Origin of the sequence: Nostoc sp. JL31 (assembly GCF_017114965.1) — a bacterium.
GTDB classification, from domain to species: domain Bacteria; phylum Cyanobacteriota; class Cyanobacteriia; order Cyanobacteriales; family Nostocaceae; genus Nostoc; species Nostoc punctiforme_A.
In genome coordinates this window covers 39932-54668 of the sequence record NZ_JABXKO010000095.1, presented here as the reverse complement: position 1 = coordinate 54668, position 14737 = coordinate 39932, and the positions used below count along the sequence as shown (strand labels likewise).

15 protein-coding genes are annotated in these 14737 nt (G+C 40.7%); 13 read left to right on the top strand and 2 right to left on the bottom strand.

Annotation, left to right across the window (positions count from 1 at the left end; translation table 11 throughout):
• Positions 1 to 330: 330 nt before the first annotated feature.
• The 11 genes from HWQ43_RS22020 (at position 331) to HWQ43_RS21970 (ending at position 10533) form a co-directional block, all read left to right on the top strand.
• Positions 331 to 720: a hypothetical protein gene (locus tag HWQ43_RS22020; RefSeq protein ID WP_292738052.1), complete on the top strand. Its 390-nt coding sequence runs from the start codon at positions 331 to 333 to the stop codon at positions 718 to 720.
• A gap of 193 nt (positions 721 to 913) precedes the next feature.
• Positions 914 to 1834: a DUF4351 domain-containing protein gene (locus HWQ43_RS22015; RefSeq protein ID WP_292738050.1), complete on the top strand. Its 921-nt coding sequence runs from the start codon at positions 914 to 916 to the stop codon at positions 1832 to 1834.
• A 288-nt stretch (positions 1835 to 2122) separates the two neighbouring features.
• Complete coding sequence (gene acnB, locus HWQ43_RS22010) at positions 2123 to 4753, top strand: bifunctional aconitate hydratase 2/2-methylisocitrate dehydratase (RefSeq protein WP_292738154.1); 2631 nt, start codon at positions 2123 to 2125, stop codon at positions 4751 to 4753.
• 57 nt (positions 4754 to 4810) lie between these two features.
• Positions 4811 to 5257 (top strand): DUF29 domain-containing protein, encoded by a 447-nt coding sequence (locus tag HWQ43_RS22005; protein WP_292738048.1) that lies wholly within the window; start codon positions 4811 to 4813, stop codon positions 5255 to 5257.
• Between the two features lie 13 nt (positions 5258 to 5270).
• Complete coding sequence (locus tag HWQ43_RS22000; RefSeq protein ID WP_292738046.1) at positions 5271 to 5525, top strand: type II toxin-antitoxin system HicB family antitoxin; 255 nt, start codon at positions 5271 to 5273, stop codon at positions 5523 to 5525.
• A 35-nt stretch (positions 5526 to 5560) separates the two neighbouring features.
• Complete coding sequence (locus HWQ43_RS21995) at positions 5561 to 5704, top strand: hypothetical protein (RefSeq protein ID WP_292738044.1); 144 nt, start codon at positions 5561 to 5563, stop codon at positions 5702 to 5704.
• 209 nt (positions 5705 to 5913) lie between these two features.
• On the top strand, positions 5914 to 6207 hold the full coding sequence (locus HWQ43_RS21990) for a DUF559 domain-containing protein (protein ID WP_292738042.1): 294 nt from the start codon (positions 5914 to 5916) through the stop codon (positions 6205 to 6207).
• On the top strand, positions 6185 to 6334 hold the full coding sequence (locus HWQ43_RS21985) for a DUF559 domain-containing protein (RefSeq protein WP_292738040.1): 150 nt from the start codon (positions 6185 to 6187) through the stop codon (positions 6332 to 6334). Before HWQ43_RS21990 ends, HWQ43_RS21985 begins: the two co-directional genes overlap by 23 nt.
• Positions 6335 to 6710: 376 nt before the next feature.
• Entirely contained in the window at positions 6711 to 8324 is a 1614-nt protein-coding gene (locus HWQ43_RS21980; protein ID WP_292738038.1) for an NAD(P)H-quinone oxidoreductase subunit 4, read from the top strand.
• Between the two features lie 937 nt (positions 8325 to 9261).
• Positions 9262 to 9855, top strand: a complete 594-nt coding sequence (locus HWQ43_RS21975) for a DUF4360 domain-containing protein (RefSeq protein ID WP_292738036.1) — start codon at positions 9262 to 9264, stop codon at positions 9853 to 9855.
• Between the two features lie 162 nt (positions 9856 to 10017).
• On the top strand, positions 10018 to 10533 hold the full coding sequence (locus HWQ43_RS21970; protein WP_292738034.1) for a hypothetical protein: 516 nt from the start codon (positions 10018 to 10020) through the stop codon (positions 10531 to 10533).
• 198 nt (positions 10534 to 10731) lie between these two features.
• Here the strand turns inward: HWQ43_RS21970 and HWQ43_RS21965 are convergent, their stop codons facing one another.
• A complete protein-coding gene (locus HWQ43_RS21965) occupies positions 10732 to 11550 on the bottom strand; it encodes a type 1 glutamine amidotransferase (protein WP_292738032.1) in 819 nt (272 codons plus the stop codon).
• 49 nt (positions 11551 to 11599) lie between these two features.
• The gene (locus tag HWQ43_RS21960) at positions 11600 to 12958 is read right to left on the bottom strand and encodes a Mur ligase family protein (RefSeq protein WP_292738030.1); all 1359 of its coding nucleotides are present in this window, start codon (positions 12956 to 12958) and stop codon (positions 11600 to 11602) included.
• A 287-nt stretch (positions 12959 to 13245) separates the two neighbouring features.
• Here HWQ43_RS21960 and HWQ43_RS21955 point away from each other — a divergent pair, with 287 nt between their 5' ends.
• Together HWQ43_RS21955 and HWQ43_RS21950 are read left to right on the top strand one after the other, a co-directional pair.
• Positions 13246 to 13833 (top strand): thylakoid membrane photosystem I accumulation factor, encoded by a 588-nt coding sequence (locus HWQ43_RS21955; protein ID WP_292738028.1) that lies wholly within the window; start codon positions 13246 to 13248, stop codon positions 13831 to 13833.
• A gap of 176 nt (positions 13834 to 14009) precedes the next feature.
• Entirely contained in the window at positions 14010 to 14618 is a 609-nt protein-coding gene (locus tag HWQ43_RS21950; RefSeq protein WP_292738026.1) for a hypothetical protein, read from the top strand.
• Positions 14619 to 14737: the final 119 nt, after the last annotated feature.

Sequence of the window (14737 nt, the reverse complement as noted above, 5' to 3'; positions counted from 1 at the left end):
TACAGACTATTTGTAGGGGCACAGCATCATTGGTATCAACTTAAGCTTAAACTCTTATTGCACAGGCATTTATTTTACCCCTCCCCTTGCTAAGGCTACGGTGTTAGGGGGTTAGGTCAATCGTTAGCTTTTCCACATAACGTGAAAAGCCAGATTGTCTATTGCTTAAACATAATATTATTTTGCTGAAAATCAACCTTTGATGATTAAATTCCGAGAAATCACGGACATAAATAAAAACTTTTACTAAAAAAATGCGTTTTTTGCTGAACCAGAATCCAGGTTAATTGAGAGAAAATAGCCCTGTGAAGCTATTAAAAGCGTAAAATTATGCCTCGAAAAAAACGTAGTTACCGGATTTTAGAAAAAGCTGAATTTAGAGTTGCCGGGCTGAAAGCTATCGATCCAAATATCAATTTTGATGATACTTGCAACTTGCAAAACCTGACTCAATTAATAGACAATTTTCACAATATGCTTGATGAGTATAACGCTGCTCTAGCTATGATTGACTCTTCTAGAAAAAAGCTGGATGAGATGGAAAAAACCTTAAGTCAGGTTTCAGACAAAATGCTGACTGGGGTTGGTTTCAAGTACGGCAAAAACAGCAACGAATATGAACTTGCAGGCGGCGTTAGAGACAGCGAACGTATCCGTAAAAGCAGATTAACACGCTTGAAATCTAACACAGATAAAAATGCAATAACCGCCATACCCTAACGGGAAGTCAAAAGTCAAAAGGTTTATAAAATCTGCTTTTAACTTTTTTAGAATGGTATCTGTGAAAATTAAAGGTGTCCAGCAGATCCCCGACTTCTTTAAGAAGTCGGGGATCTATTTCATCACGAATGATTCAGGAATGCTATATAATAAACTTTGTATTAACCCAGAACTTCCGAAATATTAAAATTGAATGACCAGGTTTATACATGATAAATTCGCCAAAGACTATTTAGAAGAACTACTAAAAGATTACGGAGAAGTCAAGGCATCAGAAAAAGTATCAGGAGAGATTAAAGAAATAGATGTTTTATTCACTCCTGCCAAACAGCAAAGGTCTAATATACAAATACTGGGTTTGCTAGGAAGATTTGCCGAACAGCCTGCAATTATAGAACCATACCGTAATCCAGCTTCTACCGATGAAATCTGCGACTGTATTCTCAAATTATTAGAAATCAAGGCTCTCCTGCGACGAGAAGCTAAAGCCAATAAAACCAAACTTCAGGACTCAGAAATTCCCAAATTGTGGGTTCTTACACCAACCATATCTGAAACTAGATTGTCTAGCTTTGGAACTATGCAAAAAGCAGGTTGGTTATCAGGAGTGCATTTTCTGCCAGATGCCTTGCGAACAGCAATTGTAGCGATACACCAACTACCCCAAACACCAGAGACATTATGGTTAAGGCTTTTAGGTAGGGGAAGCGTGCAGTCACAAGCAGTTATCGAGTTGCAAGCGTTACCATTAGATCATCCATACCAGAAAGCAACTCTCGAATTAGTTTACAACTTGCGCGAAAACTTGAGAGTAAACCAAGAATTAGAAGCAGATGATAGGGAGTTAATTATGCGATTAGAACCACTTTATCAAAGAGACAGAGAACAAGCCAAAGAAGAGGGAAGACAAGAAGGAAGGCAAGAAGGAAGGCAAGAAGGAAAAGAAGACTTAATACTGCGTCAACTAAATCGCCGTATTGGTGAAATTGATGCATTATTAATCGGGCGAATTAATGGTTTATCCATTGAACAATTAGAGAATTTAGGAGAGGCATTGCTAGATTTTTCTAGTGTTGCTGATTTAGAAACTTGGTTAAACCAACAATCAATCTAATTTATTATTACTACACCTGGCGACTAGAAGTCGCGGCTATACAGACGAAACGCACCTCCGTGGGTTAAAAATTGTTGATTTACTCTTAGTCCACGGAGGTGGACTTTGTTTGTGTAGTAGCGAATTCTATTCGCCTCATACTTTCAAACTTTCAGTATAAAAAAAGTTGCTAATAACCGATTAACAGTAAGGCTTCCACTAATAAAAGTAAGCTAAACTTTTATAGCCGAGTATTGCCTAAAAATATTTCATAATTGAAGGGAGAACATCCCAATGGAGAACATAAAAATGCTAGAACAATATCGTAAACACGTTGCTGAAAGAGCAGCACTCGGTATTCCCCCTTTACCATTGGATGCGAAGCAAACCTCAGAATTATGTGAATTACTGAAAAATCCGCCAAAGGGTCAAGAGGATATATTATTACATTTATTGCGCGATCGCGTTTCTCCTGGTGTTGATCCAGCAGCTTATGTCAAAGCTGGATTTCTCACCGCCATTGCTAAGGAAGAAATCACCAGTCCGTTGATTGCGCCCATCGAAGCGGTGCAATTGCTGGGCACAATGATCGGTGGTTATAACGTGCAATCTTTAATCGATTTGCTGCAATTGCCCACTGTATCCCTCTCCGACTCATCCGAAACACCTCTGGTAATGGGTGGACAAGGAAAGGAACCCATTTCCGCCTATGCCGCCAACGCCTTAAGCAAAATCCTCTTGGTGTATGACGCTTACCACGATGTTTTAGAGTTGTCGAAAACCAATCCTTTCGCCAAACGGGTGGTTGACTCTTGGGCGGAAGCTGAATGGTTTACCCTTCGCCCCACAGTTCCAGAAGCGATTACTGTCACCGTTTTTAAAGTTCCTGGCGAAACCAACACCGACGATTTATCCCCCGCCCAAAGCGCCACAACTCGCCCAGATATTCCCTTACACGCCTTAGTGATGTTAGAGTCACGGCAACCGGGAAGCTTGGCAACCATTGCCGAACTGAAGAAAAAAGGGCATCCTGTAGCTTACGTGGGAGATGTAGTTGGTACAGGTTCTTCTCGTAAATCTGCCATCAACTCGGTATTGTGGCACATGGGAAATGATATACCTTTTGTGCCAAACAAACGCGCTGGGGGTTATGTTTTAGGTGGTGCGATCGCGCCAATCTTCTTTAACACAGCAGAAGATGCCGGTGCTTTGCCTATTCAGTGCGATGTCACCAAACTCGAAACCGGCATGGTAATTACCATCCATCCCTACAAAGGCGAAATCACCAACGAAGCAGGCGAAGTGATTTCCACCTTTGCCCTCAAACCCGACACCATCCTCGATGAAGTCCGCGCAGGTGGACGCATCCCCCTACTTATTGGACGTACCCTCACCGATAAAACTCGTCTTGCACTCGGTTTAGAACACAGCACCGTTTTCACCCGTCCTCAGCAAGCCTTTGATACAGGCAAAGGCTACAGCCTAGCACAGAAAATGGTAGGTAAAGCTTGTGGATTAACTGGTGTGCGTCCCGGCACATCTTGCGAACCCATCATCACCACCGTTGGTTCTCAAGATACCACAGGCCCCATGACCCGCGACGAATTAAAAGAACTCGCCTGTCTTGGTTTCAGTGCAGACTTAGTGATCCAAAGTTTCTGCCACACAGCAGCTTATCCCAAACCAGTAGACATCAAAACCCATCACGAACTCCCCGATTTCTTTGCTTCTCGTGGCGGTGTCGCCCTCCGTCCTGGTGATGGTATCATCCACTCTTGGTTAAATCGGATGCTGCTACCCGACACCGTAGGAACTGGCGGTGACTCTCACACCCGCTTCCCCTTGGGTATTTCCTTCCCCGCCGGTTCTGGATTAGTCGCTTTTGCAGCCGCCTTGGGTGTCATGCCTTTAGATATGCCAGAGTCAGTTTTGGTAAGATTTAAAGGTGAATTGCAACCAGGTATCACCCTGCGGGATGTCGTGAATGCCATTCCTTACGTGGCAATTCAAAAAGGTTTGCTGACAGCAGAGAAGCAGAACAAGAAAAACGTCTTCTCTGGGCGAATTCTGGAAATAGAAGGTTTGCCAGATTTAAAAGTTGAACAAGCCTTTGAACTCACCGATGCTAGTGCCGAACGTTCTTGTGCCGGATGCACAATTAAGCTGAGTGTAGAGACAATTTCGGAATATCTGCGTTCCAACGTAGCGTTGCTGAAAAATATGATCGCACGGGGCTATCACGATGCCCGTACCATGCTGCGCCGTGTGGCAAAGATGGAAGAATGGTTAGCAAATCCCGTGTTATTAGAAGGTGATGCCGATGCAGAGTATGCCGAAATAATTGAAATTGATTTAAACGAAATCAAAGAACCAATTGTTGCTGCTCCCAATGACCCCGATAATGTTAAATTATTATCAGAAGTTGCTAATGATCCAGTGCAAGAAGTATTCGTCGGTTCTTGTATGACGAATATCGGTCATTATCGGGCAACAGCGAAAGTTTTAGAAGGCGCAGGTGAAGTTAAAACTCGTCTGTGGATAGCACCACCAACCCGCATGGATGAACACCAATTAAAAGAAGAAGGTGTATACAGCATTTTTGGGGCTGCGGGTGCTAGAACAGAAATGCCAGGATGTAGTTTGTGTATGGGTAATCAGGCGCGAGTTGCTGATGGCACAACAGTGTTTTCTACCTCTACCCGCAACTTCAATAATCGCATGGGTAAAGATGCGCGAGTGTATCTTGGTTCAGCAGAATTAGCCGCAGTTTGTGCCCTGCTAGGGCGGCTTCCTACAGTGCAGGAATATTTGGATATTGTGGCAAGTAGAATTGAGCCTTTTGCCGATGATTTATATCGGTATTTGAACTTTGATCAAATCCTCGGTTTTGAGGATGAAGGACGCGTGATTTCTAAAGAGGAGCAAGCTTTGTTAGTATAGTTTAATTAGGTGGGTATTATGCCCACCTAATATTTAGCATTTCCAAGAGGAATATTAATGACTAGTCCATCTTTTATCAACGAAAAAAATCTCTATGAACAAGACTTTTATTTGTGGATACAAACAATTGCCCAGCAGTTAAAAGAACATAATTTTAATGAAATAGATATACCTAATTTAATCGAAGAAATTGAAAGCATGGGGAGGAGTGAAAAACGCGAGTTAAAAAATAGATTAATTGTACTATTGATGCACTTACTGAAATGGCAATACCAACCAGAAAAACGTAGTGAAAGTTGGCGCAGTACCATTTCTGAACAGCGTATCTGTATTGAAACATTATTAGAAGATAGTCCCAGTTTGCAACCTATACTTGCACAAGTATTTGAAGATTGTTATCAAAAAGCTCGTCTCAAAGCATCTGATGAAACAGGTATTAAATTAAATTTCTTTCCTCAAGAATCTCCGTTTACATTAGAAGAAACTTTAAAAAATAGTTATTAAGTTGGAGGAAGGAATGAATTTTTATACCGTCGTACTCAGAAAAAATTCTGGCTATTGGGTTGCTTTATGTTTAGAAAACGGCATTGTCGGGCAGGGAAATAATCAAGAAGATGCAATTAAAAAACTGAAAGAAGCAATTGAATCTTTTGAAATTGTTTATGAGTCTGAAAGTAATATTTATAAATCTCCCATTTCAATAGATGAGTTACATGAATTTTTATTTGTTGAAGAAAAAGAACAAGATTCAGAGCAGTTTGTGCGCTGCTAGGGCGGCTTCCCGCAGTGGAGGAATATTTGGATATTGTGGCAAGTATAATTCATCCTTTTGCGGATGATTTGTATCGGTGTTTGAACTTTGATCAAATCGCAGGTTTTGAGGATGAAGGGCGCGTGATTCCGTTGGAAGAGATGCCCAGGCTTGAGGATATTTTGGATATTCGAGTTTAATTTATATATAGAAAAGTTTTAATAGTCTGTAGCAAACCTTTGGAACTTTAGAATAAATTACGACCATCCCAACATATCTGACCTAACCCCCCAACCCCTTCCCTACAAGGGAAGGGGGAGAAATCTGGCTCCCCTCTCCGCTTCGGAGAGGGGTTGGGGGAGAGGTCAATCATAATCTCAAAATAAACACCTATTTTCATACTTAATAAATGAATAATCCAACTCCCGAAGAACCCTATCCACCGAAAAAAGAGAGAACTCGCAATATTGTAATCGGCTACAAAGCAGACTTAGTTAAAGTGCAACGTGCCAAAGAACTTCGTCAGCAAATGACACCAGAAGAAAAAATTCTTTGGCAACATCTTCGTGCTAATCGCCTGAATGGTTTGCACTTTCGCCGTCAGCAGATTATCAATGGCTTTATTGCAGATTTCTACTGTCACTCAACTGCATTAGTGATAGAAGTAGATGGCAAAATTCATGAACAAACAAGCCGAATATGATGCAGAACGGGACAAAGTTTTGTCAGCTAGGGGACTGCGTTTGTTGCGAATTAAAAATGAAGAAGTTAGACACGATCTTGATAAAGTTTTGATGCGTATTTCCACAGCTTGTTCTCAACAGACCTAACCCCCTTCCTCCCTACAAGGGAAAGGGAAGAAATCTGGCTCACCTCTCCGCTTCGGAAAGGGGTTGGAGGTTAAGTCTATGACTCAACTTAGAAGCGTAGACTATATAGCCCTGACAATTGGACTGAAGCAGAAAATGTAACTATATTGTAACGGTGGCTTTAGTTGACGTTGCAAAAGTTTACATTTAGAATGGAATCGTCAAAAACAGATAAGTATTTATTCTTATTTATCCTGATAATTTGATATTCAGTGAGTATATATTCTTAATCTATATCAAAAATTTAATTTTCTAGAGTTAAAGAATGTTTACAAAAGTATTGATTCCTTAATACAATGAAATTAAAAGCGATAAGCCAAATTGATTGTCAGAAGTGATGAATGCTATTGAATTTCCCTGGCTAACAGCCATAATCCTTTTACCCTTGGTGGCTACCTTAGCCATCCCCCTAATCCCAGACAAGGAAGGTAGAACTGTCCGCTGGTATGGTTTGGGAGTTGCTTTTGCCGACTTTGCACTGATGATTTATGCCTTTTGGTATAACTACGACTTTCAGAGTTCAACACTCCAACTCGTAGAAAACTATCCTTGGATACCGCAGTTAGGTTTGCATTGGGCTGTGGGGGTTGATGGTTTATCGATGCCCTTGCTACTTCTGACAGGCTTAATAAATACCCTCGCAATATTCGCGGCTTGGAAAGTTACCACCAAGCCGCGATTATTTTATGGTTTGATGTTAGCGATGTACAGCGCCCAACTTGGCGTATTTGTTGCCCAAGATTTGTTGTTGTTCTTCCTGATGTGGGAAATCGAGTTAGTGCCGGTTTACCTGCTGATTTCCATCTGGGGAGGACAAAACCGCCGTTATGCCGCTACCAAATTCATTCTTTACACCGCTGCTGCATCAATATTTATCTTGATTGCTGGTTTTGCAATGGCATTCTCTGGAAATACCGTCACCTTCGACATGGCGACTCTAGGAATGAAAGAATATCCCAAAACTTTAGAATTGCTAGTTTATGCAGGTTTCTTAATAGCCTTCGGTGTAAAGTTACCAATTTTCCCTTTACACACTTGGCTACCTGATGCCCACGGTGAAGCATCAGCACCCGGTTCGATGATTTTGGCTGGTGTGTTGTTAAAGATGGGTGGTTATGCTCTCATCCGCTTCAATGTGGAAATGTTGCCCAATGCCCATGTGACTTTTGCCCCAGTGTTAGCAGTTTTGGGTGTGGTTAATATTGTCTACGGTGCTTGCTGTGCTTTTGCTCAAACCAACCTCAAACGCCGCTTGGCTTACTCTTCAATAGCCCACATGGGGTTTGTGCTGATTGGGATTGCCTCTTACACAGAGCTTGGTATCAGCGGTGCAGTGCTACAGATGGTTTCCCACGGCTTGATTGCTGCTAGCTTGTTCTTCCTCTCTGGCGTGACTTACGATCGCACCCACACCTTGATGATGGATAAAATGGGCGGTATGGCTAAAGTAATGCCCAAAACCTTTGCTCTGTTTACCATTGGTTCAATGGCTTCACTCGCCTTACCCGGAATGAGTGGTTTTGTGGGTGAGTTGATGGTATTTCTGGGTATCGCCAGCAGTGATGTTTACAGTTCTAGCTTCAAAGTTGTAGTCGTGCTGCTGTCAGCGGTTGGCGTGATTTTGACACCAATTTATTTACTGTCGATGCTGCGTCAAGTGTTCTACGGTGAGCAAAGTCAAGAGTTGCACTTGGATGCTGTAATATCTGATGTCAAACCCCGCGAAATATTTATTACCGCTTGTTTGCTGCTACCAATCATCGGAATTGGGTTTTATCCCAAGTTAGCAACGCAGACTTATGATGTGAAAGCAATAGAATTAGCCGCTCATGCTCGTCAAGTTTTACCAGTTGTTGCTCATCAACAACCATCAAGTCTGTACTCGCGGATTTTCTCTGCACCAACATTGGCTACTTCTCAAGTTGAAAGTTCGATTAACATTTCTGAGTAAATTAACTTTCCCATTAAGGGGTCTGCAAGTAAATTCTAAATATTAGGAGAATAAAGGGGTGGTTTCATAACCACCCCTAAAATTTTATAATTATTGAGTTGAAATAGATTTTTAGGTAAGGGCAACTCATGTAGACGCATTCGCAAAGTATCTTGTGCATTCGCAAAGTATCTTGTAGAGAAGCGGCTTCCCGCAGGGTATTGCCCTTACCTAAAAATTATTCAAACTGGAGAGTTCCGCCAATATTGGTAATGTGTTCATTAGCTTTAATGTTAGTTTTATTCATATCCCAGAAGACTCCAGCTTGAATCCTAGACAAAATTTAAGTTTTAATAAGTACTGTATTTCCTCACAAGTTCCTCACATTCTTTTTCATCAGATATCTAATATAAAGACATATAAGGACAAACGACATAAATATCTCTGTAATTTTAAGATTAATTTTTTTGATATCCCAGCAAAATATAGCCTTAGTCCTGACAAAGTTTAAGTTTTAATAAGTACTATATTTCCTCACAAGTTCCTCAGATTATTTGTATAACTTCAAGATAAAGACACTCAACTATTGCAGTAATTAGCTTGAGAGTTTACAGCCTTCTGGTGTTGGGGTCTTTCGGCAAAAGCTAGACTACCTCTTTTTTTAGCAAAGTATTGAGGCTTAATTTTACTTTTGCATCTACAGGAGAGTTATCTCATGGATTTTACAGAGAAATTGCCATTTTTTAATCTCAAGACTTTAGGCTATTACAGGTGAGTTCTACGAAGGTGGTGCTATACCTACACTAAGTTAATTCCTGCCACAGTTAAAAACGATTTAGTTTCTAAATAAAGTAAACCTTCTAGCAATTTATCCTGCACTAGTTAAAGAATTGGGGTAGATGCATTTTGACTGCATTTTCCATGAAAAAACAACTTTAACAACATAGGTACAATCAATATGAACTTTAAACAATTTGGTCTATTACTGTCTCTAACTACAATTCTTGGACTCAACGTGATTGCGACCAAGGTTTTGGCTGAAGAGCCTAGTATTACTTTTGGAGATGCACTCGGTTCTGGTGGATGTAAGGTTGCCGATCAGCTTCCTGGAGAGGATGGTAGAAGCTTATCGATCGTCTTGGATAACTTTAGTGCATTCAATGGTCAGCGTCAAAAGTGTATTTTACGCGTTCAAACTTTTATTCCAAGTGGTTTTATCATCCAAGATGTACAAGTACTGTACCAAGGAACTACTGATATTGATAGAAGGAGTAGAGGTACCAGCTTAAGCAGAACTTATAGCTTTAGTGGTGGCGCTCTTGGTCAAGCCGTAGCTCCCCCTAAAACTACCAAGTTTACAGGGAGTAAGGCATTTGCGGAGCAAGATGAGATTACTGTTCTAGCTGCTTCAGGTTTATGTAGTGGTGGTGGGCAAGGACTATTAGGTATTAATCTGATTGCACAATCCTCGCGAGGAAGTTCTATTTTCGTTGATACAGCCGATATCAATGCTGGGGATGTGAGACTTTATTTTGACCTAAAACGTTGCTAGTCCTTCCTTTTAGCGATTCTGCGGATAGATAGATGGTGATACACCGAGCCAGATTCTAAATTTGGTGGTCTTCAATGAGTGATGGATCTAAATCCCCCACTCATTGAATCTACCGAATGTATTCTTCTTTAAGATTATAAATTTCTGTTGATGGAGAATAAGATGATGTTGAGATTAAGTAATGCACGTAATTTTTTCATATTAATGTGCTTGTTTTTTTTCTATTCTTATGATGCCAATTCATCTAGCACTGTTGCTGCAATAGATAACCAGCCAAAATTTTTGGTTAATAAGAGATGTAATATAAGTTTCGATCCGCAAATAAATCAGTTTACACTTGGCTCTAATCTAACTGTAAACGCACAATCGCCAAGGGCTAGATGTATTATTAGAATTAATACCTCTAATACTCAAAAGCAATTTAGGCTTGTGCCTTTAGCTTTAAAAGGTGTAGTCAAGAAAGCACCAGCACAAATAGCTATATCATCATTTTTAGTTGGCGAGAAACCAACTCCATATCAAATGATATATGGAAGTGCTATGAATTTTGATTTGACTAATCAAATACTTCCAACTAACTATACCAGTACAGGAAAAAGTGTTTTAGCCATTAATGTAGTATTAATGACGAACGGAGGAGAATTAGAGTTGACAGATATGAAGTTTGCACTTCAATAACAATAAAATATGGTTTGAGTGCTTCTTTAATTTCCGAACTGAGAAGCGATCGCTCCTTTAGGAAATGGGATGCTCCCATTATTCCTCATAAGCATGAGTTATAAAACAAGTAAGTCATTTTGCCTTATGCTTTTGTCAGATTTGACCTCTCTCAAACCTCTCCACAACACGAGGAGAGGCTCAATCAACGAACTGAAGTTAAACTGTTGTCGCAGCAGCACTTGGTAAACTCACTTTCAAGCGCTTAAACATCGCTTCTCGTGCTTGTACAGCGAGACTATCGTCAAAAGGTTCTAAGGTAATTTCCTGCTGATACTTTAGCCGCAGCGCTGTTTGAATTAACCAATCGGCGACAAAAGGATTTTTCGGTAACAAAGGGCCGTGGGAATAAGTAGCGATCGCATTCTGATAAAATGCTCCTTCTGTCCCATCTTCACCATTATTTCCCAAGCCGTATACCACACGTCCCAAAGCTTCCACTTTCCCCAGTTTGGTACGTCCGCCGTGATTTTCAAAGCCTACCAAATATGGTGTGCTACCAGTCATCTCTTTTAAATCTCGCGCTAGACGTGAGGCTGTCACTTCAATTACCAAGTTGCCAATACACCGCTTAGTATTTTCACCAGGATGAACGGAAACTAAATCGAGTATCCCCAAACCTTCAATCCGTTGTCCCAAGCCTGGTTCATAATAATGTCCCAGTAATTGGGGTGAACCACAAGTAAATACTCCCGGTGTGCCATTTTCGATTTTCTCGCGCATGGCATCAGCTTTCGCACCCTGCAAATCACGCATGACAATCTCTTGCTGGCGATCTTGTGCGCCACCACCAACTATGACATCTACAGTTTTAATATCTGCGGCTGTGGAATTTTGATCTAGGGGTAACACTTTAACATCGTATCCCCGCCATTGAGCGCGACGTTCTATAGTAATTACATTACCGCGATCGCCATAAGTACTCATCAGCGTCGGATAAAGCCAACCAATTGTTAATTCTAAATTTTGAGAACTCATAAATTTCGGGAATGGGAAATGGGGAATAGGACGATCACAAATGACAAATTTAAAGAATTTTTCGCCCAGTCAGAACTTCTCGCACTTCTAGCATGGCTGAGTAGGTAGGTAGAATATGCAAAGTTTCATTCTCTGGTGTATGCTCTAATGCAGTTGCGATCGCTTGTCGCAAATCTTCTTCCACAATTAAATTTAAGTTGCTATCAAGGGACTTTTGGCTGTAACGTAGACGTAGTGCCATATCATAGACGCGATCGCCACTCACTACTAAAGTCCCGCCGCGTTCGACTAATTTCTCGGTATCCACATCCCAAATCCAGGATACATCAGTGCCATCGGGTGTGCGATCGTTCAATACCAGCAATGTGGTTTTATCTGTGCTTTGAGTAACTACGCGAATGGTTTCATTCGTGCCCACAGGATTTTTTGATAACAATATTCGCACTCGTTTACCGTTAATTACCAAATCTTCAGCCCGACCAAAAGCAGCTTGGAAGTTGTTAATAGTATCTCTGATTGTTACTTCATCAACTCCTAACTCAATAGCCGCAGTTGCAGCCGCCAAAGTATTATATTTGTTGTATAAACCAACCAGAATTTGCGACCATTCACCACTTTCGAGAGTTGGTTTACTTTTGCTAAAACCACACTTGGGACAAGTAAAGTCTCCCAAATGAGACAAATAAACGCCCTTGTAATCTAAAGAATGTCCACATTTGGGACAATAAATAGAATCAACAGCGTGAGGAATAGCTTCTAGATAATGTTCTGGTTCATTCAAGCCAAAGAATAACACCCGTTGAGGTAACTGCTGACCGAGGTTAGATAAAGTTGGGTCATCAGCATTGGGAATTACTACCGTTTCTGGTGGTAGGGTAGAAATAACTTTTGTCCAACGCTTACTAATTGTGTCTACTTCGCCGTACCTATCGAGTTGGTCGCGGAACAAGTTTAAACAAAGAATGATTCGCGGCTGGAGTGGTGCTAATACTCTTGGTACAATATTTTCATCAACTTCCAAAATGGCGTAATCAGAATTTAGCGTACCTAGTAAGTTGGCGCTTTCTAACAGCGCTGTCATCAAGCCATTTTCCAGATTTGCACCTGTAGAATTATGAGTGACACGAAAACCCTTGCGTTCTAGTATTGTGCATAAAAGCAGCGCTGTAGTAGTTTTGCCGTTAGTCCCAGCAATTAAAATCACCCCGTTTTTAACTTGCTGACTCAATAATTGTAAAAGGCGGGGTTCAATGCGACGAGCAATTGCGCCTGGTAATACACTACCAGCACCTAGACGGAGCGTAGGCGCAGCCCGTCGAAGACATTGCACAATAAAGGTTACACTCTTTGCCACTGAAACCGCGAAACCCAATCGCAGCCTATCTATGAATTGTATTTTGTTTCCCACATCTGTACCCTAGTCTTCTGGCGGTTGCTAATTAAAAGTGCAAATTTAATCTTGTGAGTTTAGCGAATCCTGGCTGAAAAAGCCAGTATTCGCAATTTTAGATTTTGGATTGTTGCGCTACTTTACCTCTGTTTTGACTTGCGCGTAGCGATACCGGCCACTTGCGAGAGATAATCTCAGTAGGCGTTATCTTAAAAAATAGTGCGTGGGCGTAATTACATATCCAGCCCAGTTGGCCAAATTCAGCACAAACTCACAACAAGTAGTAGCTTGCAAGGTTCCTTTTGATGAATAGCACAAAGTTTCTTTTTTTACATAAACAAATTACTGGCTGGCGAAGGTGGTTGTCCAAATGCCTGTTGTTGCTTGTAAGTCTTTTCATTATAAGTATGCAACCTGCATCTGCTGGTCTTAATAATGATTTATATGATGGCAACATCTTTGTCGTTTATGCTGGCAATGGTTCATTGGTTCCTCCCAGACAGACACTCGCACAGACTTTAGCGGAACATAAACCCGTATTTTTGGCCTTTTATTTAGATGATAGTAGCGATTCCAAAAGATATGCCATTTCCATTTCACGGGTACAGGAATTCTATGGTCGGGTAGCAGAGATTATGCCGATTAATGTAGATACTATCCCACCTAAAGAGACCTACGACCCTACAGAACCAGGATATTACTTTGCTGGGAGTGTTCCTCAAGTCGTGGTGTTAAATAAATCAGGTGAGGTAGTTTTGAATAAAAAGGGTCAAGTAGCTTTTGAAGATATAGACGATCAATTTCGTAAAATCTTTGATTTATTACCACGCACTGAAACAGCACAGCTAAAGCGGCGAGCCTTTAACGAGTTTAGTAGTGAGTTAGCTAAGTAACTTATGGGGTAGACCAATTTGGTCTGCCCTAATTTTTAGTTATATCTGTTACTACGTTGCCGCCGATGTCAAAGCATAATATTGAAATATCTGTATTCGCAAATGAGGAAATTAATCCATAGTCTATAGTCAGTAATCAATGCCCATTGTCCAATAATTAACTAGAGTGTATTCTGATGTCAAAGGTTTACACCACCCAGGAACTAATTCAAATTTTGGCAGCCGAACGCCAAGCTTGCCTTAAAGGAAAGCGCTTAAAGTTAGAAATAAAAGTCTCTGGCAATCCTGTAATTGACCAGTTTATCAGAACTGATGGGTTGCAACAGTTTACTGCCTATCAAGATTTCAAAACTGCAATTCACGAGTATCAGAAAGAAAATCGAGTTTCCGGTATTATTTGGCGAGAAGTGACAGTTAAAGGAAAAAGCTTGCATTATCCCGAAATAGATACTGAGTTAATTGCCCTCAATGGTGACTTAGAGATATTAAAAGCTGCTAAAAATTCCATCGTAGAATTTTGGTATGAAGTCACTATAGGAATGGATTTATACTTGAGTTTTAATAATAGTAAACAACACCAACAAATTGTCACATCTGATGTAGAGAGAATTGTTCAAAGAACAGAGTGGGCAAGTTTGTGCAAGTGGGAAAATTCTAGCTTTTTGGAAATGATTTTGCAGTTAGGATGGGGTAAACCAGAAGAAGCTTATTATAAACGAGGAAGACCGCGATCGGGTAGTGAATATATTCATGCAGTCAATCCCGGAAATCGCCCTATTGGTTGATTGATGTGTTGGGTCAGAATACTAAAACCAATGACAAAATGACGGACAGAATTGCGACAGAATTGCGTTTACTTTGCTTTCTTAATAAGGCACTCTATCTATAACAGAAATTTTAACTG